Here is a 21,654-nt window from a genome sequence, read left to right as displayed (position 1 = left end):
GCGCTATGAGCAACCCGCGAGTCAGGGGCTGGGCTTCGCGCCCCCCGTGCCGCGCCCTAAGAGACGGAGTTCGACCGGCCCCATGTTGCAGGCCATCGCCTTCTACCTGCTCGCCGCAGGCGTCATCGGCGCCGCGCTGGGGGTCGTCTCGGCGCGCAACCCCGTGCACTCGGTGCTGTTCCTGATCACCGCCTTCTTCTCCGCCGCCGGCCTCTTCGTGATGATGGGGGCCGAGTTCCTGGCGATGCTGCTGGTGGTGGTCTACGTCGGCGCCGTGGCCGTGCTGTTCCTGTTCGTCGTGATGATGCTCGACGTGGACTTCGCGGCCCTGCGCCAGGGCTTCGCCCGCTACCTGCCGCTGGGCGGCCTGGTCGGGCTGTGGCTCATCGTCGTGATGGTGATCGTCGCCGTCAACGTCGCCCACCAGGGCCAGGCCGGCAAATCCGCCGGCCCGATGGCCGCCGAGCCCGGCTTCGACAACGTCGAGACCATCGGCCGGGTGCTCTACACCGACTACATCTACTTCTTCCAGGCGGCCGGCCTGGTGCTGCTGGTGGCGATGATCGGCGCCATCGTGCTGACCCTGAAGCACCGCGAAGGCGTCAAGCGGCAGAACATCTCCGCCCAGGTCGCCCGCACGCCGGCCAAGGGCATGCGCATCGTCACCATCAAGTCCGGGGAGGGGATCGAGGCATGACCATAGGGCTTGCGCACTATCTGGGCCTGGCGGCGATCCTGTTCACCATCGGCGTGTTCGGCATCTTCGTGAACCGCAAGAACGTGATCGTCATCCTGATGTCGATCGAGCTGATCCTGCTGGCCGTGAACATCAACCTGGTCAGCTTCTCGGTGTTCCTGCACGACGTCGTGGGCCAGATCTACGCCATGTTCGTGCTGACGGTGGCCGCCGCCGAGGCGGCTGTGGGCCTGGCGATCCTGGTGACCTTCTTCCGCAACCGCGGCGACATCGCCGTCGACGACGCCTCGATGATGAAGGGCTGAGATGACCACCCCTGAGCTCATCGTAACCAGTCTCGTCTTCGCCCCGCTGCTGGGCGCGACGATCGCCGGGCTGGGCGGCCGGTTCATCCCGACGCGGCTGTCCATGATCGTGACCACGGGCCTGCTGGGCCTGGCGTGCCTGCTGGCCTGGACCACCTTCACCCAGGTGGCCTGGGGCGCCTGGAACCACCCGTTCACCGTCGAGCTGGCCCCGTTCATCGACGTCGGCAAGTTCCGCTCCGCCTGGAGCGTGCGGGTCGACACCCTGTCGGCGGTGATGCTGATCGTGGTGACGACGGTGTCGTTCCTGGTCCACGTCTACTCGTGGGCCTACATGGAGGAGGACCCGCACAAGCCGCGGTTCTTCGCCTACCTGTCGCTGTTCACCTTCGCCATGCTGGCCCTGGTGACCGCCGCCGACTTCATGCAGCTGTTCTTCGGCTGGGAAGGCGTGGGCCTGGCCAGCTATCTGCTGATCGGCTTCTGGTACCACAAGCCCACCGCCAACGCGGCCTCGATCAAGGCCTTCGTGGTCAACCGGGTCGGCGACTTCGGCTTCGCCCTGGGCATCATGACGGTGTTCTGGTCGTTCGGGACCATCAAGTTCGCCGAGATCTTCCCCCTGGTGGCCTCGCACGCGCACCTCACCTGGGACTTCGCCGGCCAGAGCTACCATCTGCTGGACCTGGCCTGCGCCCTGCTGTTCGTCGGCGCCATGGGCAAGTCGGCGCAGTTCTTCCTGCACACCTGGCTGCCGGACGCCATGGAGGGCCCGACCCCGGTCAGCGCCCTGATCCACGCGGCGACCATGGTCACCGCCGGCGTCTACATGGTCTGCCTGCTGTCGCCGATGTTCGAGTACGCGCCGACGGCCAAGGGCATCGTCACCCTGATCGGCGCGGTCACCGCGCTGTTCGCCGCCACGGTCGGCCTGGCGCAGAACGACATCAAGCGGGTGATCGCCTATTCGACCTGTTCGCAGCTGGGCTACATGTTCTTCGCCGCGGGCGTCGGAGCCTACCAGGGCGGCATGTTCCACCTGTTCACCCACGCCTTCTTCAAGGCGCTGCTGTTCCTGGGGGCCGGCTCGGTGATCATGGGCATGCACCACGAGCAGGACATGCGGAAGATGGGCGGCCTGTGGAAGCTGATGCCGGTCACCTACGCGGTGATGCTGATCGGCACCCTGGCCATCACCGGCGTCGGCTCGCCGATCGGCGAGATCGGCTTCGCTGGCTTCTATTCCAAGGACGCCATCATCAACGCCGCCTACCTGGCGGGGCTGACCAATCCGGTCGCCGGCTTCGCCTTCGTGGTCGGCATCTTCGCGGCGGGCCTGACCAGCTTCTATTCCTGGCGCCTGATCTTCATGACCTTCCACGGCACGCCCAAGTGGGCCCACGCCGACGCGCACGGCCATGACGACGCCCACGCCGCGCACGGCGCCGACGACCACGTCAGCCACGCCCAGATCGAGACCCATTCGGAGCCGCTCGAGGACGACCACGGCCATGGGCACGACGACCATGGGCACGCGCACACGCCGCATGAAAGCGGCTGGGTGGCGTTGCTCCCGCTGGTCGTGCTGTCGGTGGGCGCGGTGTTCGCCGGCTGGGCGTTCCACACCCTGTTCGTCGGCGAAGGGCGCGAGGCGTTCTGGCGCGGCGCGATCTTCAACCTGCCGAGCAACCACGTGCTGGACACCGAGGGCAAGCTGCCCCCGCAGGTGGTCTGGGCCCCGCTGGCGGTGACCGCCACCGGCTTCGTGATCGCCTGGTTCACCTACATCCGCTACGAGGGCTTCGGCGCCCGGCTGGCCGCCCGCAAGGGCCCGCTGTGGACCTTCCTCTACAACAAGTGGTTCTTCGACGAGCTGTATGACGCCACCTTCGTGCGGGCCGCCAAGTTCCTGGGCGACCTGTTCTGGAAGGGCGGCGACCAGAAGCTGATCGACGGCCTCGGACCCAACGGGGTGTCGGCGGTGTCCTACGCCGTCGGCAAGGGGACCGGACGGCTGCAGACCGGCTACGTCTACCACTACGCCTTCGTCATGCTCCTCGGCGTGGCGGCCCTGCTCACCTACGCGCTGTACAGCTTCTGACCATGGCCGGCATCCTCTCCCTCACCACCTTCCTGCCGCTGGTCGGCGTCGCGGCGATCCTGCTGCTGCGGGTCGCGGGCAAGCCCGACGATCCGCGCACGGTCAACGGCGCCAAGTGGATCGCGCTCTGGACCACGGTCCTCACGCTGGTCCTGGCGGTCGCAGTCGTCTGCAAGTTCGACCCGACGCGGACCGACTTCCAGTTCCTGGAAGACGCCAACTGGTTCGCCGGCCTGCACTACCGCATGGGCGTCGACGGCATCTCGGTGCTGTTCGTGCTGCTGACGGCCTTCCTGATGCCGCTCTGCGTGGTGGCCAGCTGGAAGTCGATCGAGAACCGCGTGCTGGAATACATGATCGCCTTCCTGGTCCTGGAGACCCTGGTGATCGGCGTGTTCTGCGCGCTGGACCTGATCCTCTTCTACCTGTTCTTCGAGGGCCAGCTGATCCCGATGTTCCTGATCATCGGCATCTGGGGCGGCAAGAACCGGGTCTACGCGGCCTTCAAGTTCTTCCTCTACACCCTGCTGGGCTCGGTGCTGATGCTGGCGGCGATCCTGGGCATGATCCTGATCGCCCACACCTCGTCGATCCCGCAGCTGATGGCCTTCAAGTTCGCGCCGGCGGTGCAGACCTGGATGTGGCTGGCCTTCTTCGCCTCGTTCGCGGTGAAGATGCCGATGTGGCCGGTGCACACCTGGCTTCCGGACGCGCACGTCGAGGCGCCGACCGCGGGGTCGGTGATCCTGGCCGGCATCCTGCTGAAGATGGGCGGCTACGGCTTCATGCGTTTCTCGCTGCCGATGTTCCCCAACGCCAGCGCCCAGTTCGCGCCGCTGGTGTTCGGCCTGTCGGTGATCGCCATCGTCTACACCTCGCTGGTGGCGTTCCGGCAGACGGACATCAAGAAGCTGATCGCCTATTCCTCGGTCGCCCACATGGGCTTCGTCACCATGGGCATCTTCTCCGGCAACCTGCAGGGCGAGCAGGGTGCGCTGTTCCAGATGCTCAGCCACGGCCTGATCTCCGGCGCGCTGTTCCTCTGCGTGGGCGTGGTCTACGACCGCATGCACACCCGCGAGATCGCCTTCTATGGCGGTCTGGTGAACCGCATGCCGTGGTACGCGGCGGTGTTCATGCTGTTCACCATGGGCAACGTCGGCCTGCCCGGCACCAGCGGCTTCGTCGGCGAGATCCTGACCATGACCGGGGTCTACGGCGCCTCGACCTGGACGGCGCTGATCGCCGCCACCGGGGTGATCCTGTCGGCGGTGTATGCGCTCAGCCTCTATCGCCGCGTGGTGTTCGGCCAGATGACCAACCCGGCCCTGGCCGGCATCACCGACCTGGAGCGGCGCGAGGCGCTGATCTTCCTGCCGCTGATCATCGGCACCCTGTGGCTGGGCGTTCAGCCCAACGCGGTGTTCAACCTGACCAACGCCTCGGTCGACCACCTGGTGGCTGCGTTCAACGCGGCCGCCGGCAAGTAGGGCGCGCGACATGTCCTTCGATCTCCTCGCTCTCGCCGCGCCGGAGCTGATCCTAGCCGTCGGCGCGCTCTTGCTGCTGATGTTGGGCGCCTTCCTGGGCCGTGGCCCGGTGTTCTCGCTGGCCGCCGTGGCGGTGCTGGCGGCGGGCGCCGTGGCGGCCGCGGTGGGACCGTTCGGCCGCGCCTTCTCCGGCGGCCTGGTCGCCGATCAGATCTCCGCCTTCGCCAAGGTGGCGATCTACGCCGCCAGCGCCGTGGCCATCCCGCTGGGCGACGCCTGGATGGTCAAGCGCGGCACGGCCCGCTTCGAGTTCCCGGTGCTGGTGGTGCTGGCCGCGCTCGGCATGGGCATGATGGCCTCCGCCGGCGACCTGATCAGCCTCTACGTCGGCATCGAGCTGCATTCCCTGGCGCTGTATATCCTGGCCGCCTTCCAGCGCGACGACGCCAAGAGCTCCGAGGCCGGCCTGAAGTATTTCGTGCTGGGCGCCCTGTCGTCGGGGCTGCTGCTCTACGGCGCCTCGCTGATCTACGGCTTCGCCGGCTCGACCCGGTTCGACGTCATCGCCCATGTGGTGCAGGCGCACGCCGGCCCCGGCATCCTGTTCGGCCTGGTGTTCCTGATCTGCGGCCTGGCCTTCAAGGTCTCCGCCGCCCCGTTCCACATGTGGACGCCCGACGTCTACGAGGGCGCGCCGACGCCGATCGTCGGCTTCTTCGCCGGCGCGCCGAAGATCGCCGCCATGGTGCTGCTGGCCCGGGTGCTCAGCGAAGGCTTCGGCGCCGACATCGAACAGTGGCGTCAGGTGCTGGCGCTGATCGCGCTCGCCTCGGTGGCGGTCGGCGCCTTCGCCGGCCTGGCGCAGAAGAACCTCAAGCGCCTGTGGGCCTATTCCTCGATCGCCAACATCGGCTACGCCCTGGTGGGCCTGGCCGCCGGCGGGCAGGCGGGCGTGCAGTCGATGCTGATGTTCATGGTGCTCTACACCATCGACGTCACCGGCTTCTTCGCCTGCCTGGCGGCGCTGAGCCGCGACGGCAAGCCGATGGAGACCATGGACGACATGGCCGGCCTGATGCGCGAGCGTCCGGGCCTGGCCCTGGCGATGACCGCCTTCTCGCTGTCGGCCCTGGGCCTGCCGCCGTTCAGCGGCTTCTTCGGCAAGTTCTACGTGTTCAAGGCGGCGATCGGCGCCGGCGGCTACATGCCGGCGGTGGCGGTGGCGGCCCTGGTCGGCTCGGTCGTGGCGGCCTTCTACTACCTGCGCCTGATCAAGGTGATGTGGCTGGACGCGGCGCCAGGGACCACCGACGCCCCGGCCGGCGGCGCGCGGGTGGTGGCCTACGCCACGGCGCTGTTCGCCATGCCGGTGGTGCTGGTCGCGCTGAAGCTGCTGGACGTGTCGTCCGCCGCCGCCGCGGCCGGCCTGGGCCTGCACTAGTGATCCTGTCCGATCCCAGAGGGCTCTAGCCGGATGGCGTTCCCGCCGATCGAGGCGCTGGACGAGATCGACTCCACCAACGCCGAGGCGCGGCGGCGGGCCGAGGCGGGCGCCATCGGCCCGATCTGGATCACCGCCACGCGCCAGACCGCGGGGCGCGGCCGGCGGGGCCGCAGCTGGGAAACCGGCGGCGGCAACCTCGCCGCCACCCTGCTGACCATCACCCACAAGCCGGCCGCCGAGGCGGCGCAGGTGTCCTTCGTGGCCGCCCTGGCGGTGGCCGACCTGGCCGCGACCTATGTGCCCCGCGCCCTGGTCGCGCTGAAGTGGCCGAACGACCCGATGATCGCCGGGCGCAAGGCCAGCGGCGTGCTGGTGGAGTCCGGCGCGCATCCGGCCGGGGGCCTGTGGCTGGCGGTCGGCATCGGGGTGAACCTGGCCACGCCGCCGGAACAGGCCGAGCGGCCGGCCACCGCCTTCGCCGAGCACATGGCCGGTCCGCCGCCGCCGCCGCTGGAGGCGCTGGGGGTGCTGGCCGAGGCGTTCGAGCGCTGGCGCGTCCTGTGGGAGAGCGCCGGCTTCGCCGCGATCGCCGACGCCTGGACGCAGCGCGCCATGGGGCTGGGCGAGGCCTGCACCGCGCGCCTGGCCAACGAGACGGTGGAAGGCGTCGCCGAGGGGCTGGACGCCGACGGCGCGCTGCGGCTGCGGCTGGCCGGCGGTGAGTTGCGGCGCATCACCGCCGGCGACGTGTTTTTCGGGAGCGCCTGATGCTGCTGGCCATCGAACAGGGCAACACCAACACCCTCTTCGCCGTGCACGACGGCGAGACCTGGATCGCCCAGTGGCGGGCGGCGACCGAGGCCACGCGCACGGCGGACGAATACGCCGTCTGGCTGTCGCAGCTGCTGTCCATGGCCGGCCTGGCCCTGGGGGCGCTGGACGGCTGCATCATATCCAGCGTGGTGCCGCAGTCGATCTTCAACCTGCGCAACCTGTCGCGCCGCTATCTGCACGTCGAGCCGATGGTGATCGGCGAGAACGTCGACCTGGGCATCGAGATCCGCATCCAGAAGCCCTCCGAGGCTGGCGCCGACCGGCTGGTGAACGCCATCGGCGCACACATCACCTATCCCGGGGCGCTGCTGATCATCGATTCCGGGACGGCCACCACCTTCGACGTGGTCGCCGCGGACGGCGCCTTCGAGGGCGGCGCCATCGCGCCGGGCATCAACCTGTCGATGCAGGCCCTGCACAACGCCGCCGCGCGCCTGCCGCGGGTGGCGATCCAGAAGCCCCAGGCGGTGATCGGCACCGACACCGTCTCGGCCATGCAGTCGGGGGTGTTCTGGGGCTACATCTCCCTGATCGAGGGCCTGATCCGGCGGATCAAGGACGAGTTCGGCAAGCCCATGACGGTAATCGGCACCGGGGGCGTCGCCAGCCTGTTCGAGAACGCCACCACCGCCATCGATCGCTGGGATCACGATCTGACCATCCTGGGGATGCTCGAAATCTATCGGCGCAATCCCCATTTCGGGAAACAATGACAAAATCAAAGCAAGACGAACTCGTCTTCCTGCCGCTCGGCGGCTCGAACGAGATCGGCATGAACTTCAATCTGTACGGTTTCGGCCCGCCCGACGCCCGCAAGTGGATCGTCGTCGACCTGGGGGTCACCTTCGGCGACCAGACCACGCCCGGCGTCGAGATCATCCTGCCGGACCCGACCTTCATCGAGGACCACGCCGACGACATCCTCGGCATCGTGCTGACCCATGCGCACGAGGACCACATCGGCGCCGTGGCCTGGCTGTGGCCCAGGCTGAAGGCGCCGCTCTACGCCACGCCCTTCACCGCCTTCCTGCTGCGCGAGAAGCTGCGCGAGGCGGACCTGCTGGGCGAGGCGAAGATCACCGAGGTGCCGCTGGGCGGCACCATCCAGCTGGGCCCGTTCGAGGTCAGCCTGCTGACCCTGACCCACTCGATCCCCGAGCCCAACGGCCTGGCGATCAGGACGCCGCTCGGCACCATCCTGCACACCGGCGACTGGAAGATCGACCCCGATCCCCTGACCGGCGCGCCCACCGACGAGGACGCCATCCGCCGCCTGGGCGACGAGGGCGTGCTGGCCATGGTCTGCGATTCCACCAATGTGTTCGTGGACGGCGAGGCCGGCTCCGAGGGCATGGTGCGCGAGACGCTGAACGCCCTGATCGGCCAGCTGAAGGGCAAGGTGGCCGCAGCCTGCTTCGCCTCCAACGTGGCGCGTATGGACAGCATCATCCGCGCCGCCCAGGCCAACGACCGCCGGGTCTGCCTGGTGGGCCGCTCGATGATCCGCATGGCCGCCGCGGCCCGTTCGGTGGGGCTGCTGCAGGGCGTGCAGCCGTTCATCTCCGACGCCGAGGCCGGCTATTTCCCGGCCGACAAGGTGCTTTACCTGTGCACCGGCAGCCAGGGCGAGGCGCGGGCCGCCCTGTCGCGCGTGGCGGATGGCTCGCACAGCCACGTGAACCTGGGGCAGGGCGACAGCGTGGTGTTCTCCTCGCGGGTGATCCCCGGCAACGAGGTGCCGATCCGCAACCTGCAGAACAAGCTCGCCGACCGCGGGGTGCGGCTCTACACCGAGCGCGACCACCCGGGCATCCACGTCTCCGGCCACCCGTGCCGCGACGAGCTGAAGCGCATGTACCAATGGGCCCGCCCGCAGATCGCGGTGCCGACCCACGGCGAGCGCCGCCACCTGCTGGAGCACGTGGCCCTGGCCAGGGACCTGCAGGTGCCGCAGGCCATCGCCCCGCGCAACGGCGACATGGTGCGCCTGGCCCCCGGCCAGGTGGCGATCATCGACGAGGTGCCGGCCGGGCGGCTGTATGTCGACGCCGGCATGGTCACGCCGGAGAACGGCGAGGCGCTGCGCGAACGCCGCCACATCGCCTTCAACGGCATGCTCACCGTCGCCGTGGCGCTGGACGCCAAGGGGCGCATCGCCTCCGGGCCGCAGGTCCGCGCGCTGGGCCTGCCCGGCGACGAGGACGACGAGCTGGAGGACCTGCTGGACGAACTGGCCGACGAGGCCGAGACGGCGCTCAAGAAACTGTCGTCCGAACAGCGTAGCGATGACGACCAGGTCGAGACCGCGCTGAGCCGCGCGGTGAAGAAGGCGGCCTATCGCATCTGGGAGCGGCGTCCGGTGGTGGAGACGACGGTGCTGAGACTGTGACCCTGATCGTCGCCGGCGCCACCGGCTATGGCGTCTGGCCGTCCAACACCCTGGGCGGCCTGCGCCGCTGCCTCGACGCGCCGGTCGACGGGGTCGAGATCGACGTGCAGATCACCGCCGACGGCCAGGTGGTGGCGCATCACGACTATCGCCTCAGCCGCCGCCAGACCCGCCTCGACGGCGCCTGGCTGACCGGCGCCGGGCCGGTGATCAGGCACACCGCCCTGGCCGAGCTGCAGCGCTATGACGTCGGGGCCACCCGCCCGGACAAGGCCGACGATCCTGAGCATCCCCAGCGCGAGCACTGGGACAACGAGCCGGTCCCGACTTTGGACGCCCTGTTCGAAGCGCTGAAGGCGGCGTCCGGGCCGCGGCGGCTGTTCTACATCGAGATCAAGACCGACCCCACCGATCCGGACCTGGCGCCCGAGCCGATCGCCTTCACCGACGCCGTGGTCGCCGCCATCACCGCGCATGACTATGTCGAGCACGCCAAGATCATCGCCTTCGACTGGCAGGTGCTGCGTCGCACGGCGGCCCTCAACCCGGCGATCGCCACCGCCCACCTGACCATCCCCCGCCGCCTGGCCGGCGACGCCCTGGGCGCCGAGGGCGAGGCCTCGCCGTGGTTCGACGGCTTCGACGCCCACCGCCACGGCGGCTCCGACCTGGCGGCGATCAAGGCCCACGGCGGCATGGAATGGTCGCCGTACTACACCGACGTCACCCCCGAGCGCGTGGCCGAGGCGGCGCGCCTGGGCCTGAAGGTCGGCCCCTGGGGCCTGAACCACGCCGCGGACATCGCCCGGATGCAGGCGCTGGGCGTCTGGAGCGCCACGGTGGCCGGGCCGGCCTGGGGGCGGTGAACTTCCATCTCTCTGTCATCCCGGAATCCGCGAAGCGGATATCCGGGACCGCGGCAGGCGCCAGCGCACGACCCACCAACCGAAAGATCGGCGTTTCCGGCGGTCCCGGACAAGGCGCTGCGCGCCTTTCCGGGATGACAGAAGGGAAGGGCCCATGGGCCTACCCCGCCGCCCGTTGCTCTCCGGCGCTCAGCCCGCCGAACCGTCGCTCACGCCGGCGGAAGTCCTCCACCGCGGCGGCGAAGCCGGCCTCGGTGAAGTCCGGCCACAGGGTGTCGGTGAACCACAGTTCGGCGTAGGCGCATTCCCACAGCAGGAAGTCGGAGAGGCGCTTTTCGCCGCCGGTGCGGATCATCAGGTCCACGGCCTCGGCGTCGGCGGCGCCGGCCACCAGGCGGCTGAAGGCGTCCAGCGCCGGGCCGGTCGCGACGGCGGCGGGGAGGGCCCGCCAGTCGTTGGCGGCGCGGACGATCTCCTCGCGGGCGGAATAGTCGATGGCGATGCGCAGGTGCAGCCGCCGCCCGCCGGCGCTGGCGGCCTCGACCGCCTCGATGGCCTGCACCAGGCTGGGCGGCAGGCGGTCGCGGCGGCCGATCAGGGTCAGGCGCGCGCCGCTCTCGACGAACCTGCGCGCGTCGCTGCGCAGATAGGCGTCCAGCAGCATCATCAGCCCGTCGACCTCGACCTGCGGCCGGTTCCAGTTGTTGGCCGAGAATGCGAACAGGGTGAGCGTGGTCACGCCGAGGTCGGGGGCGGCCTCGACGATGCGGCGCACGGTCTGCACGCCGGCCTTGTGGCCGAGGCCGCGCGGCAGGCCGCGGCGGGTGGCCCAGCGGCCGTTGCCGTCCATGCTGATGGCGACGTGGAAGGGTTGGGTCATCGCGGCATCCTCAGCTCGGCGCGAGGCCGGGGTTGGCGAGGGGGTTGGCGGCGGGGTCGGCGGCGCCGGCCTTGGCGGCCGCGGCGGCGTCGCGCACCACCTGTTCCAGCACCGCCAGGTAGTCCAGATAGCGGGCGCGGCCGGCGTCGGTGATGCGGCAGACGGTCAGCGGCCGGGCGCCCTCGAAGCGCTTGATCACCTCGACCAGGCCGCCCTCCTGCAGCGCCGCCAGATGCCGGCTGAGGTTTCCGTCGGTGAGGTCGCACAGCCGTCGCAGGTCGCCGAACGCCAGGCCCCGGGGCTGGCCGATCAGCGAGGTCAGCACCCCCAGGCGCGCACGCTCGTGGATCAGTCGGTCGAGGCCGTCGTAGGCGTAGCGGCCGCTCTCGCCCGCCGGGTCCTGAGGCGTCGGCACGGGATCAGTCATCGCCGCCTCCCGCCGACAGCCGCAGCACCGCGGCCACCAGCACCTGGCCCACGCCGAACGGCGCGGCCATGGTCCAGGGGGCGAGCGCCTGAACGCCGCCGCCGAGGGCGAGGCACAGCAGCCCGGTTCCCAGGTACCAGCAGCCCACCAGCAGCATCGGCCGGGGCAGGAACCGGCAGGAGGCGAAGACGCCGAGGCCGAACAGGATCTGCCACAGGCCGGGCAGCATCCACAGGCTCTGCGGCGCGGCGCTGGCAAGGATCGCCGTGAGGGCGCCCCCAGCGACGGCCGCCGGCAGGAACTGTTCCACCGCGGCGCGGATCATGTCGTTGGCCAGGTGCACGTGCAGCCGGCGCGAGCGGCCGACCATCTCCACCCCGATCACCGCCGCCGAGACGGTGGCGACGGCGATCCACAGCGCCAGCCAGGCCGTGGTCTGGGCGGCCGGATGGATCAGCCAGCGCTGCTGCGCCAGGCCGGCCAGGGCCGCCACGGCGCCGGTGACGGCGAACGTGGCCGGGCCATAGCCGCGGAATTCCGTGGCCTTGGCCATCTGGTTTCGGATGGCGCTGATCTGGGCGAGCGCCCGGTCGAAGTCGCTCATGCGCGGCGGAGTCCCTCGTGCTTTGCAATGCAAAGTATACTGCGATGCAAGGTGTGTCGAGAGGGCCCATTGCCTGACGGTGGGGAGGGGGCTTATGCGCTGCTCGAAACCGGAGACTTGGCCATGATCGGCAAACTGAACCACGTGGGCGTCGCCACCCCGTCCATCGAGGAATCCTGGAAGCTGTACCGCGACGTGCTGGGCGTGCCCGCCGACCGCATCACCGAGCGCAGGGCCCTGCCGGAGCAGGGGGTGTGGGTGTCGTTCGTCAACCTGCCCAATTCGCAGATCGAGCTGATCGAGCCCTACGGCGAGGCCTCGCCGATCCACGGCTTCCTGGCCAAGAACCCCAAGGGCGGCCAGCACCACGTGTGCTTCGAGGTCCCCGACATCATCGCCGCGCGCGACGAGATGCGGGCCAAGGGAGCCACCGTGCTCGGCACCGGCGAACCGAGGATGGGCGCCCATGGGGTTCCCGTGATATTCGTGCATCCGAAGGACATGGGTGGGGTCCTCGTCGAACTGATGGCCGAGCCCGAGCACGCACACTGATGATCCTGCCCCTGCCTACCAACATCGCCATCTTCCTGACCATCTGGTGGACGGTGCTGTTCTGCGTCCTGCCGCTGGGCTCGACCAGCCATCATGAGGCGGGGATCCCGGTGCCGGGCGGCGGGGACCCGTCCTCGCCGGTGAACCCCAACCTGCGCCGCAAGTTCATCACCACCACCTGGGTCTCGGCCCTGGTGTTCGCGGCGTTCTGGCTGGTGCTGTACTTCCACCTGATCCACCTGCCGGACCCGTCGCAGATCTAAGCGCGGGGCGAGGAAAGTGGGTCCGGTTTTCCGCCCGCGACCCGCTCCGTGATCCAAGCTGCGCGGAACCACGGCCGCGCGTTGCCAACCGCGGGCGGCCAGGGCTATCTCGGCGTCCCGCTGATCCAGAGGATGCCTCATGCGCCTGTCGCGCTATTTCCTGCCTGTCCTGAAGCAGACCCCTTCGGAGGCGCAGATCCCGTCGCACCGGCTGATGCTGCGCGCGGGGATGCTGCGCCAGGAGGCGGCGGGGATCTACGCCTGGCTGCCGCTGGGCCACCGGGTGCTGAAGAAGATCGAGCAGATCGTGCGCGAGGAGATGGACCGCGCCGGCGCCATCGAACTCCTGATGCCGACCCTGCAGCTCGCCGACCTGTGGCGCGAGAGCGGCCGCTACGACGACTACGGCAAGGAGATGCTGCGCATCACCGACCGGCACGAGCGCGAGCTGCTGTTCGGCCCGACCAACGAGGAGATGGTCACCGAGATCTTCCGGGCCTATGTCCACTCGTACAAGGACCTGCCGAAGAACCTCTACCACATCCAGTGGAAGTTCCGGGACGAGCAGCGGCCCCGGTTCGGGGTGATGCGCGGGCGCGAGTTCCTGATGAAGGACGCCTATTCCTTCGATCTCGACGAAGCCGGCGGGCGTCGTTCGTACAACCAGATGTTCGTCGCCTACCTGCGCACCTTCGCGCGCATGGGGCTGACGGCGATTCCGATGAAGGCCGAGACCGGGCCGATCGGCGGCGACCTCAGCCACGAGTTCATCGTCCTGGCCGAGACCGGCGAGAGCGCGGTGTTCTGCGACAGGCGGGTGCTGGACCTGCCGATCCCGGACGCCGGCGTGGACTACGAAGGCGACCTGACGCCGATCATCAAGCAATGGACCACCCTCTACGCCGCCACCGAGGACGTGCACGACGCCGCGCGGTACGAATCGGAGGTTTCCGAGGACAATCGGATGACCGCGCGCGGCATCGAGGTCGGCCAGGTGTTCTTCTTCGGCGACAAATACTCCAAGCCCATGAAGGCCAACGTCACCGGCCCCGACGGCGTCGACCGGCCGGTGCAGATGGGAAGCTATGGGGTCGGGGTCTCGCGCCTGGCCGGGGCGATCATCGAGGCCTGCCACGACGACGACGGCATCATCTGGCCCGAGGCGGTCGCCCCGTTCGGCGTCGGCATCATCAATCTGCGCCCCGGCGATGCGGAGACCGACGCGGCCTGCGCCAAGGCCTATGAGGTTCTGACCGTGGCCGGCAAGGAACCGCTGCTGGACGACACCGACGAGCGGCCGGGCGGCAAGTTCGCCACCATGGACCTGATCGGCCTGCCCTGGCAGCTGATCGTCGGCCCGCGCGGGCTGAAGGACGGGGTGGTGGAGCTGAAGCGCCGGTCCACCGGCGAGCGCCGCACCCTGTCGCTCGACGATGCGTTGACGGCGATCGCGGGGTGAGCGCGCCTTCCGACACCCTGGCGGGGGCGACAGCCCGGGAGCGGGAGCGCGCGGCGCTGATCGCCCCGGCGCCGCCGTTCAGCGCCTGGGAACGGAACATCGCCGGCCGCTACCTGCGCGCCAAGCGCAGCCAGGGCGGGGTGGCCCTGATCTCGATCATCGCCTACGTCGGCATCACCCTGGCGGTGGCGGTGCTGATCATCGTCATGTCGGTGATGAACGGCTTCCGCAGCGAACTGATCAGCAAGATCCTGGGCTTCAACGGCCATGTCTACGTGATGGGCGATGGCCTTTCGCCCGAGGCGCGCGACCAGATGGTCAAGCGCATCCGCACCCTGCCCGGGGTGATCCAGGCCGAGCCGGTGGTGGAGACCCAGGCGCTGGCCCAGGGACCCCTGGGCGCGGCCGGGGCCATCGTCCGCGGCGTCGAGCCGTCGGACCTGGCGGCCACCCGCATCGTCTCCGACCACATCAAGCCGGGCAGCCTGAAGGGCTTCGGCGAGGGCGAGGACGGCGGCGACGTGGTGATCGTCGGGACCAAGCTGGCCGAGAGCCTGGGCGTCGGCGTCGGCGACCCGATCTCGATCACCTCGCCGTCGGGCGGGGCCACGGCGTTCGGCACCCTGCCGACGCGCAAGACCTATACCGTGGGCGGCCTGTTCACCGTGGGCATGAGCGAATACGACCAGGCCTTCGTCTACATGCCGCTCAGCCAGGCGCAGCTGTTCTTCGGCCGCGGCACGGCGGTGGACTTCATCGAGGTCAATCTCGACGACCCGGACAAGGTGGCCGCGGTCACCCCGCTGCTGCGCCCGATCGTCGGCGCCAACACGCCGATCACCGACTGGACCGAGAAGAACAAGAACTTCTTCGAGGCGCTGATGGTCGAGCGCAACGTGATGGGCCTGATCCTGGCCTGCCTGGTGGTGATCGCGGCGATGAACATCATCTCCGGCCTGATCATGCTGGTGAAGAACAAGAGCCGCGACATCGCCATCCTGCGCACCATGGGCGCCAGCCGCGGGGCGATCTTGCGCATCTTCCTGATGGCCGGAGCGACCATCGGCGTGCTGGGCACCTTCACCGGCCTGCTGCTGAGCGTGCTGTTCTGCGCCAACATCGAGGCGATCCAGACGCTGGTGGAGAATGTGACCGGCCAGAAGGTGTTCAACGCCGACGTCTATTTCCTGGCCCACGTGCCGGCCAAGCTCGACTGGGGCCAGGTGGTGATCGTGGCGGTCGGCTCGACCGCCGCGGCCTTCGTCGCCAGCGTGTTCCCGGCCTGGCAGGCCTCGCGCCTCGATCCGGTCGAGGCTCTGCGCTATGAGTGAGCCGGTCCTGCGCATCCGCGGCCTGCACCGCGACTACGTCACCGGCGACCGCACCCTGTCGGTGCTGAAGGGCGCCGACCTGGACATCTTCCCGGGGCAGATCGTCGGCCTGGTCGGCCCGTCCGGCTCCGGCAAGTCCTCGCTGCTGCACGCCGCCGGCCTGCTGGAGCACCCCACGGCCGGGACCATCGAGATCGGCGGCCAGGCCTGCGGCGAACTTGGGGAGCGGGCGCGCACCCGCATCCGCCTGGCCAAGATCGGCTTCGTCTACCAGTTCCATCACCTGCTGCCGGAGCTGACGGCGCTGGACAATGTCGCCCTGCCGAACCTGATCGGCGGCCGAGGCCAGCGCGAGGCGCGCGCCCGGGCCCGCGAGCTGTTGACCCGGCTGGGCCTTGCCGAGCGTCTCGACCACCAGCCGGCGCAGCTCTCCGGCGGCGAGCAGCAGCGGGTGGCCGTCGCCCGGGCCCTGGCCAACAGCCCGCGCCTGCTGCTGGCGGACGAACCCACCGGCAACCTCGATCCGGACACCTCCACCCAGGTGTTCAAGGCGCTATATGACCTGGTGCGCGCCACCGGGGTGGCCGCCCTGATCGCCACCCACAACCTCGAGCTGGCCCAGCACATGGACCGGGTCGTGCGGCTGAAGGACGGGGCGCTGGTCGAACTGCAGCGCAAGAAGGCCTGAACCGATGCCGATCCGTGCGGTGGTGTTCGATGTCGGCGAGACCCTGGTCGACGAGACCCGGCAGTGGGGGGAGATGGCCGACTGGCTGGGGGTCACCCGCTTTACCCTGTTCGCGGCCATGGGGGCGGTGATCGAACGGCGGTGGCATCACCGGCGAGTGTTCGAGATCGCCGCCCCGGGGCGGGACCTCGAAGCGGAGTTCGCAAAGCGTCGCGCCTCCGGCTGGCGCTACCGGTTCGAGCCGGGCGACTTCTATCCCGACGCCATTCCCTGCCTGAACGCCCTCAAGGCCGCGGGCCTGAGAATCGGCCTGGCCGGCAACCAGCCCGCCGAGGCGGAAGCCGCCCTGGCCGAGGCCCAGGTTCCCGCCGACTTCATCGCCGCCTCGGAGCGCTGGGGCGTGGAAAAGCCGTCGCAGGCCTTCTTCGACAAGGTGGTCGAGGCGGCGGGCTTTCCGGCGGCGGAGATCGCCTATGTCGGCGACCGGCTGGACAACGACGTGCTACCCGCCGGCGCCGCCGGCATGACCTCGGTGTTCATCCGGCGCGGGCCCTGGGGCTTCATCCACGCAGACTGGCCGGAGGCGGCGCAGGCGGATCATCGCATCGACAGCCTGGCGCAGCTGCCGGCGCTGCTCGGGGCGGCTCAGCCGGCGTAGTCGCCCAGCGCCGCGATCAGGCCGTCGACACGGCCGGCCCAGCGCGCGCGATACGGGCGAGCGGCGAAGATCGGCTGGCGCACCTGGGCGGCGCTGGCGCTGCGCACCGGCCGCTTGGCGCGGTGGAACGACAGGCACGCCGGATCCCACGGCAGGCCGCAGGCGTCGGTCACCAGCCAGCGGATCGCCGCCTCCGGTTCGGCGACCAGCCGCGCGTGCGCGACCTCGACCATCAGGCCCGGCCGGTGTGCGCGCCAGTGGTCGACCAGCCCGCGATAGGCCCGATAGGCGACGGCGATGTCGACCAGGTCGTAGAGAGTCTCGTTGCCGCTGGCGAACAGCTGGCGATAGCAGCCCAGGGCGGTCTCCACCGGGTCGCGCACGGCGTGCAGGATCACCGCCCGGGGAAACATCGCCCGCATCAGGTCCGGCCGCAGGTGGTTCTCCAGGGTCTTGTCGACGGGCCGCCGTTCGCCGTCCCACCCGGACCGGCGCAGCGCCGCCAGATAGGCCTCGCGCGCGGCAAGCAGGTCCTCGCCGTGGGCGTCCAGCGCCTGGCCGAGGGCCGCGGTCTCGCCGAGCCCCTGGACCTGCGGATGGGCGGCGAGGATCTGCTCCACCAGGGTCGAGCCGCACCGGGGCATGCCGACGATGAAGATCGGCACCGGACCGGTCGCGTCAGGCAGGGGCGGGGGCGCCGTGCGCGCCCGAGCAGTCCTGGCCGCGGCGTCATAATCGGCCTGCACGGCGGCGGGGCGCCGGTCCGCAGGCCCGGCCATCAAGGCGGCGCGCCTGGCCTCGTTGCCGGCGGCGTAGGCCGCGAAGGCGGCGTCGTCGCGGCCCGCCGCGTCGTGCACGGCGGCGGCGGCGAAGGCGAGGGGGGCGAGGTCGTCGCCGGTCGCCCGCCGGGCGGCGGCCTCCAGGTCGGCCAGGCCGGCGGCGTCGACACCGGCCGGTGACAGCATCGCCAGGCGGACCAGGGCGGCCAGGCGCGGACCGGCCTGGCGCGCCAGACGCCGGTAGACCTCGGCGGCCTCCTCAGTCTGGCCGAGGATGGCCAGGGCGGTGGCGAGGTTGAAGGCGGTCTCCGCCGCGTCCGGCCGCAGCGCCAGGGCCCGGGCGAAGGCGTCGGCCGCCTCGTCCCAGCGCTGCAGCGACTGGGCTGCGGCGCCCAGGTTGTGCCAGGCGGCGAAGTGGCCGGGCTCCAGGCCGACGACCCGCCTCAGCCAGGTCTGCGCCTCATCGAACCGGCCAAGCCGCAGGGCGATCACGGCGCGGGAATAGGGGGCGCGGAAGTCGCTCGGCGCCAGGCGCTCGGCCTCCGCATAGGCGGCCTCGGCGTCCGCGAGCCGGCCCGCGGCATAGGCGCCGGCGGCCCGGGTCAGCAGGTCGCTCAGGTCGGGGGAGGGCGTCGGCGGCGGATGCGACATCGACCGGACTTGGCGGGCAAGGGCCGCGCGCCGTCAAGCGACGCGGCCCCCCGCGGTCAGCGGAAGCGGTACTGGAACTCCAGCCCGTAGGTGCGCGGCTCGATCAGGCTGGCCTCGGTGTCGACCACCTGGGCCGCGCCGGGGTCGGTGACCAGCAGGCCGTGGGCCTGGTCGAAGGCCACCTTGTTGGTCACGTTGTTGATGAAGCCGATCACGCTGTAGCGGTTGTCCTTGTCGCTCCAGACGGCTCGCAGGTTCAGCAGGGAATAGGCCGGGGCCCGGTTGTACGAGCGGTTGAACACCGAGTCGTACTCCGAATCCCGCCAGGTGTAGGTGCCGCTGAGCGCCAGGTTCCCGGCCTCGGTGCGGATCGTGTAGATCGCGTTCAGCGACAGCTTGTTGCGCGGCGCCTCCGGCAGGGTCGCCCCGGTGAGGTTCTGGGTGCCGGCGACCGTGCAGCCGCTGGTGTTCACGCCCGGCTCCAGGGCGTTCGGGTCGTTGGTGTCCTGGAAGCAGTTGCCGCCTGTGCTGGCGATCTTGGTCGACAGATAGGCGTAGTTCAGGCTGATGGTCAGCGGATCGATCGGCTGCCACACGCCCTCCAGCTCGAAGCCGTAGTTGTGCACCAGCGGGATGTTGAACACCGTGGTGATGATGTTGCCGGAGTTCGCGTCGAAGCTGCCCAGCGGCTGCTGGTCGTTGTAGTAGTTGTAGTAGAACAGCGCGGCGTTGACCTGCAGCTTGCGGCCGAACACCTGCTTCAGGCCGAGCTCATAGGCGTCGACCGTCTCGGGCAGGGTCTCGGGGAAGGCGGCGATGGTGCCGGAGTTGAACCCGCCGGTCTTGTAGCCGCGGCTGTACTTGAAATAGGCGAGGGTGCCGTCCTGCGGCGTCCACGAGACCCCGGCGGTGCCGGTCAGGGCGTGCCAGGTGGCGTCCAGCGGCCGCGAGATTCGGCCCGTCGCCGGATCGAACGAACAGGCGCCGGCCCCCGGATAGCCGCCCGTGGGCTGCGCCGGGCAGGAGGTGGCGTCGATGGCCGGGGTGTTGGCGCCGAAGGTGTTCACCCCCATCCCCAGGCCCTCGGCGTTGAACAGCACGACGCGGTAGCTCTCCACGCCGACCTTGTGGTCGTCGTTGTAGCGCAGGCCGAAGGTGAACTTCAGCTGCTTGTTCACCTGCCAGTCGGCCTGGCCGAAGGCGGCGTAGGAGTCCTCCTTCAGGCGGGTGTCGGTATAGTAGGAGACGCCGCCCGGATTGGGCGCGGCGGCGATGATCGACGGCGTGCCCGGGACCCCGAGCAGCGGCAGCAGCCCGGCGAGTTCGACCGGCGAGGACACCTGCGCCTGGCTGGGGTCGCTGATGGTCACCGGCTGATCGTAGTTCTCGTGGTACCAGTAGAGGCCGCCGATCCACTGCAGGGGTCCGTCGCCGGTCGACGAGACGTCGAACTCGTGGCTGAAGAACTGCTCGTCCTCGATGAAGCTGAACTTGGTGTGCGCCGGATTGACCGTCAGGTTCTGGGTGCAGCCGGCGGTGTTGCTGGCGAACAGGGCCAGGCAGGCGGCGTTGGCCGTGGTCGGTCCGGCCAACCGATAGGACTGCACGGCGCTGGAGAGGCCGTCTGAATTGAGCCAGGGCGCTTCCAGGTCGTAGTAGAACTTCTGGTATCCGAACAGGTACTTAACGTCGAATCCTGAGCCGTGGTAGGTCAGCGAGCCGGCGGCCTGCAGGTTGCTGCGCTGGTCGGCGCTGGACTTCTGGTCGGCGTCGAAGGTGCGGATGTTCAGGCCCGAGGGGTTGGTGGCGATGGTGTTGGCCAGGGTCACCACGCTGCCCGGCACGATGGTGTCGGGCGCGCTGGCGCAGCCCAGGCCGCCGGATCCGCCCGTCACGCCGCACAGGCCGAAGTTCTGGTTGGGGAACAGGCTGTTGTAGAACTCGCGGGTGTCCAGCGGCCCGATCTGGGTCTGGGTGTGATAGGTGACCTTGTAGTCGCTGGTCGCCAGCTTGGCCCACCAGTCCCACTTGTCGCCGAAGTCGCCCGAGAGCTGGCCCTCGATGTGATAGCTGTGGCCGTTGCCGCCCTGGGCGATCGAGCCGCCTTCCGACGGGCCGTTGAGGTTGTGGTAGTAGCCGCCGTTCTGCCAGCTGTAGTTGCCGCCCAGGCGGAACCGCACGTGGTCGTTCAGCGGCCCGGACACCGCGCCTTCGACGAAGTACTTGCCGTAGTTGGCCACCCCGCCGCGCACCTCGGCCTGGAAGTCATGCGTCGGTCGCTTGGAGATGTAGTTGATCGCCCCGCCGTCGGCGTTGCGGCCATAGAGGGTGCTCTGCGGGCCGCGCAGGACCTCGACCTGGTCGACGAACAGGGAGTCGTTCTGCAGGATGGTCGAGGCGTTGGCCCCGCCGTAGACCCCGTCCACATAGACCGCGACGCCGGATTCCGTGGCCAGGTTGTCGGTCTGGCGGCCGACGCCGCGCATGTACGGCCGGTTGTTGATGGTGGTGTACGACAGGCCCGGGGTGAAGTTGGTCAGGTCCTGCACCGAGGAGATGCCCAGCAGGTCGCGTTGCTTGGCGGAATAGGCCGACACCGCGACCGCCACGCTCTCCAGCTTCTGTTCGCGCTTCTCGGCGACCACCACGACCTCGCCGACCGAAACGGTGGCCTGCTGCGTGGTGTCCTGCGCCCCGGCGTCCGCCGCCTGCGCCGTCGATGCCATGGAATTCAGAAAAAAGGCGGCCGCCATCGTGGACGCGCCGCACAATAAAGTGCGCCTCATCTAGAAAATCCTCCCAGTGTAGACGCCGCCGGGTCTGTCGCCTGCGTCGCGTCGGGAAGAAGTCTGAGCCCTTGTGTGCTCAGTGGTCAAGCAGTCCCGGCGCCGTCGGCGAACTGTGTGCAATCATGTCCGAAGTGTAGTGGCTTCGTTTCACGAATGAAACCTGTGTGACGATGCGGGAACCTGGAACAAGCGTGGCAATATTGTGCAGGCGGGCGGCTGGGCGTCAGCGCCGCGAATCAACCTTCAAAACCGCGGCGCTTGGCGACGTGAGAACAAAATGGCAACAAGAACAAAGGCGGTACAAGCGGCCATAGGAAGGGTTCTCCCCATGATTCAGTTGATGCGCGACGGTCTGGCGCTTGCGTCGGTGGCGAGCTTCGTTTGGATGATCTGCCAGGTGGCCCAGCTGGCGGGATGAGTCGTCCTCCCGCGAGGATCGGGCGCGCC

General features: G+C 69.6%; 21 protein-coding genes. 16 read left to right on the top strand and 5 right to left on the bottom strand.

Annotation, left to right across the window (positions count from 1 at the left end):
* The first annotated feature begins 82 nt into the window (after positions 1 to 82).
* From ACO2Q3_RS08370 to ACO2Q3_RS08330, 9 genes are read left to right on the top strand one after another with little or no spacing between them, the layout of a single operon-like run.
* The gene (locus tag ACO2Q3_RS08370) at positions 83 to 697 is read left to right on the top strand and encodes an NADH-quinone oxidoreductase subunit J (protein ID WP_423306105.1); all 615 of its coding nucleotides are present in this window, start codon (positions 83 to 85) and stop codon (positions 695 to 697) included.
* On the top strand, positions 694 to 1,002 hold the full coding sequence (gene nuoK, locus ACO2Q3_RS08365; protein ID WP_423306103.1) for an NADH-quinone oxidoreductase subunit NuoK: 309 nt from the start codon (positions 694 to 696) through the stop codon (positions 1,000 to 1,002). The genes ACO2Q3_RS08370 and nuoK overlap by 4 nt, the downstream gene beginning before the upstream one ends.
* Before the next feature lies 1 nt (position 1,003).
* Positions 1,004 to 3,103, top strand: coding sequence for an NADH-quinone oxidoreductase subunit L (gene nuoL / locus ACO2Q3_RS08360; RefSeq protein WP_423306102.1), 2,100 nt, complete (start codon positions 1,004 to 1,006; stop codon positions 3,101 to 3,103).
* Positions 3,104 to 3,105: 2 nt separating this feature from the next.
* Complete coding sequence (locus ACO2Q3_RS08355) at positions 3,106 to 4,593, top strand: NADH-quinone oxidoreductase subunit M (RefSeq protein WP_423306101.1); 1,488 nt, start codon at positions 3,106 to 3,108, stop codon at positions 4,591 to 4,593.
* A 10-nt stretch (positions 4,594 to 4,603) separates the two neighbouring features.
* Positions 4,604 to 6,034 (top strand): NADH-quinone oxidoreductase subunit NuoN, encoded by a 1,431-nt coding sequence (gene nuoN, locus ACO2Q3_RS08350; RefSeq protein WP_423306100.1) that lies wholly within the window; start codon positions 4,604 to 4,606, stop codon positions 6,032 to 6,034.
* A 33-nt stretch (positions 6,035 to 6,067) separates the two neighbouring features.
* Entirely contained in the window at positions 6,068 to 6,805 is a 738-nt protein-coding gene (locus ACO2Q3_RS08345) for a biotin--[acetyl-CoA-carboxylase] ligase (protein WP_423306099.1), read from the top strand.
* Positions 6,802 to 7,584 carry a type III pantothenate kinase gene (locus tag ACO2Q3_RS08340; RefSeq protein ID WP_423306929.1) on the top strand — a complete coding sequence of 261 codons (783 nt, stop codon included), beginning with the start codon at positions 6,802 to 6,804 and terminating at the stop codon, positions 7,582 to 7,584. The genes ACO2Q3_RS08345 and ACO2Q3_RS08340 overlap by 4 nt, the downstream gene beginning before the upstream one ends.
* Complete coding sequence (locus tag ACO2Q3_RS08335; protein ID WP_423306098.1) at positions 7,581 to 9,260, top strand: ribonuclease J; 1,680 nt, start codon at positions 7,581 to 7,583, stop codon at positions 9,258 to 9,260. The genes ACO2Q3_RS08340 and ACO2Q3_RS08335 overlap by 4 nt, the downstream gene beginning before the upstream one ends.
* Complete coding sequence (locus ACO2Q3_RS08330; RefSeq protein ID WP_423306097.1) at positions 9,257 to 10,126, top strand: glycerophosphodiester phosphodiesterase family protein; 870 nt, start codon at positions 9,257 to 9,259, stop codon at positions 10,124 to 10,126. Before ACO2Q3_RS08335 ends, ACO2Q3_RS08330 begins: the two co-directional genes overlap by 4 nt.
* 160 nt (positions 10,127 to 10,286) lie before the next feature.
* On the opposite strand, the gene ACO2Q3_RS08325 is transcribed toward ACO2Q3_RS08330, so the two are convergent.
* Genes ACO2Q3_RS08325 through ACO2Q3_RS08315 form a run of 3 tightly spaced genes read right to left on the bottom strand, consistent with a single transcriptional unit; the run spans position 10,287 to position 12,037 of the window.
* Positions 10,287 to 11,006 carry a di-trans,poly-cis-decaprenylcistransferase gene (locus tag ACO2Q3_RS08325; protein ID WP_423306096.1) on the bottom strand — a complete coding sequence of 240 codons (720 nt, stop codon included), beginning with the start codon at positions 11,004 to 11,006 and terminating at the stop codon, positions 10,287 to 10,289.
* Positions 11,007 to 11,016: 10 nt separating this feature from the next.
* Positions 11,017 to 11,433, bottom strand: a complete 417-nt coding sequence (locus ACO2Q3_RS08320; protein WP_423306095.1) for a transcriptional regulator — start codon at positions 11,431 to 11,433, stop codon at positions 11,017 to 11,019.
* Positions 11,426 to 12,037, bottom strand: a complete 612-nt coding sequence (locus tag ACO2Q3_RS08315; protein ID WP_423306094.1) for a hypothetical protein — start codon at positions 12,035 to 12,037, stop codon at positions 11,426 to 11,428. Before ACO2Q3_RS08315 ends, ACO2Q3_RS08320 begins: the two co-directional genes overlap by 8 nt.
* A gap of 123 nt (positions 12,038 to 12,160) precedes the next feature.
* Here ACO2Q3_RS08315 and mce point away from each other — a divergent pair, with 123 nt between their 5' ends.
* The 6 genes from mce (at position 12,161) to ACO2Q3_RS08285 (ending at position 16,988) form a co-directional block, all read left to right on the top strand.
* Positions 12,161 to 12,589: a methylmalonyl-CoA epimerase gene (gene mce, locus ACO2Q3_RS08310; protein ID WP_423306093.1), complete on the top strand. Its 429-nt coding sequence runs from the start codon at positions 12,161 to 12,163 to the stop codon at positions 12,587 to 12,589.
* Positions 12,589 to 12,852, top strand: a complete 264-nt coding sequence (locus ACO2Q3_RS08305; RefSeq protein ID WP_423306092.1) for a DUF1467 family protein — start codon at positions 12,589 to 12,591, stop codon at positions 12,850 to 12,852. Before mce ends, ACO2Q3_RS08305 begins: the two co-directional genes overlap by 1 nt.
* A 139-nt stretch (positions 12,853 to 12,991) precedes the next feature.
* Positions 12,992 to 14,311, top strand: coding sequence for a proline--tRNA ligase (gene proS / locus ACO2Q3_RS08300; RefSeq protein WP_423306091.1), 1,320 nt, complete (start codon positions 12,992 to 12,994; stop codon positions 14,309 to 14,311).
* A gap of 56 nt (positions 14,312 to 14,367) precedes the next feature.
* Positions 14,368 to 15,642, top strand: a complete 1,275-nt coding sequence (locus ACO2Q3_RS08295; protein ID WP_423306928.1) for a lipoprotein-releasing ABC transporter permease subunit — start codon at positions 14,368 to 14,370, stop codon at positions 15,640 to 15,642.
* Entirely contained in the window at positions 15,635 to 16,330 is a 696-nt protein-coding gene (locus tag ACO2Q3_RS08290) for an ABC transporter ATP-binding protein (protein ID WP_423306090.1), read from the top strand. The genes ACO2Q3_RS08295 and ACO2Q3_RS08290 overlap by 8 nt, the downstream gene beginning before the upstream one ends.
* 4 nt (positions 16,331 to 16,334) lie before the next feature.
* Positions 16,335 to 16,988, top strand: coding sequence for an HAD family hydrolase (locus ACO2Q3_RS08285; protein ID WP_423306089.1), 654 nt, complete (start codon positions 16,335 to 16,337; stop codon positions 16,986 to 16,988).
* On the opposite strand, the gene ACO2Q3_RS08280 is transcribed toward ACO2Q3_RS08285, so the two are convergent.
* Together ACO2Q3_RS08280 and ACO2Q3_RS08275 are read right to left on the bottom strand one after the other, a co-directional pair.
* Positions 16,976 to 18,418: a sulfotransferase gene (locus tag ACO2Q3_RS08280; protein WP_423306088.1), complete on the bottom strand. Its 1,443-nt coding sequence runs from the start codon at positions 18,416 to 18,418 to the stop codon at positions 16,976 to 16,978. The genes ACO2Q3_RS08285 and ACO2Q3_RS08280 overlap by 13 nt on opposite strands.
* 56 nt (positions 18,419 to 18,474) lie before the next feature.
* Entirely contained in the window at positions 18,475 to 21,144 is a 2,670-nt protein-coding gene (locus ACO2Q3_RS08275; protein ID WP_423306087.1) for a TonB-dependent receptor, read from the bottom strand.
* 391 nt (positions 21,145 to 21,535) lie between these two features.
* Between ACO2Q3_RS08275 and sidA the strand changes: the two genes are divergently transcribed.
* The gene (gene sidA, locus ACO2Q3_RS08270) at positions 21,536 to 21,625 is read left to right on the top strand and encodes a cell division inhibitor SidA (protein ID WP_423306086.1); all 90 of its coding nucleotides are present in this window, start codon (positions 21,536 to 21,538) and stop codon (positions 21,623 to 21,625) included.
* Positions 21,626 to 21,654 lie beyond the last annotated feature (29 nt).

The sequence above is a fragment of the Caulobacter sp. KR2-114 genome, from assembly GCF_049446115.1.
Lineage (GTDB): Bacteria > Pseudomonadota > Alphaproteobacteria > Caulobacterales > Caulobacteraceae > Acaudatibacter.
This window is presented reverse-complemented; position numbering and strand designations above follow the sequence as displayed.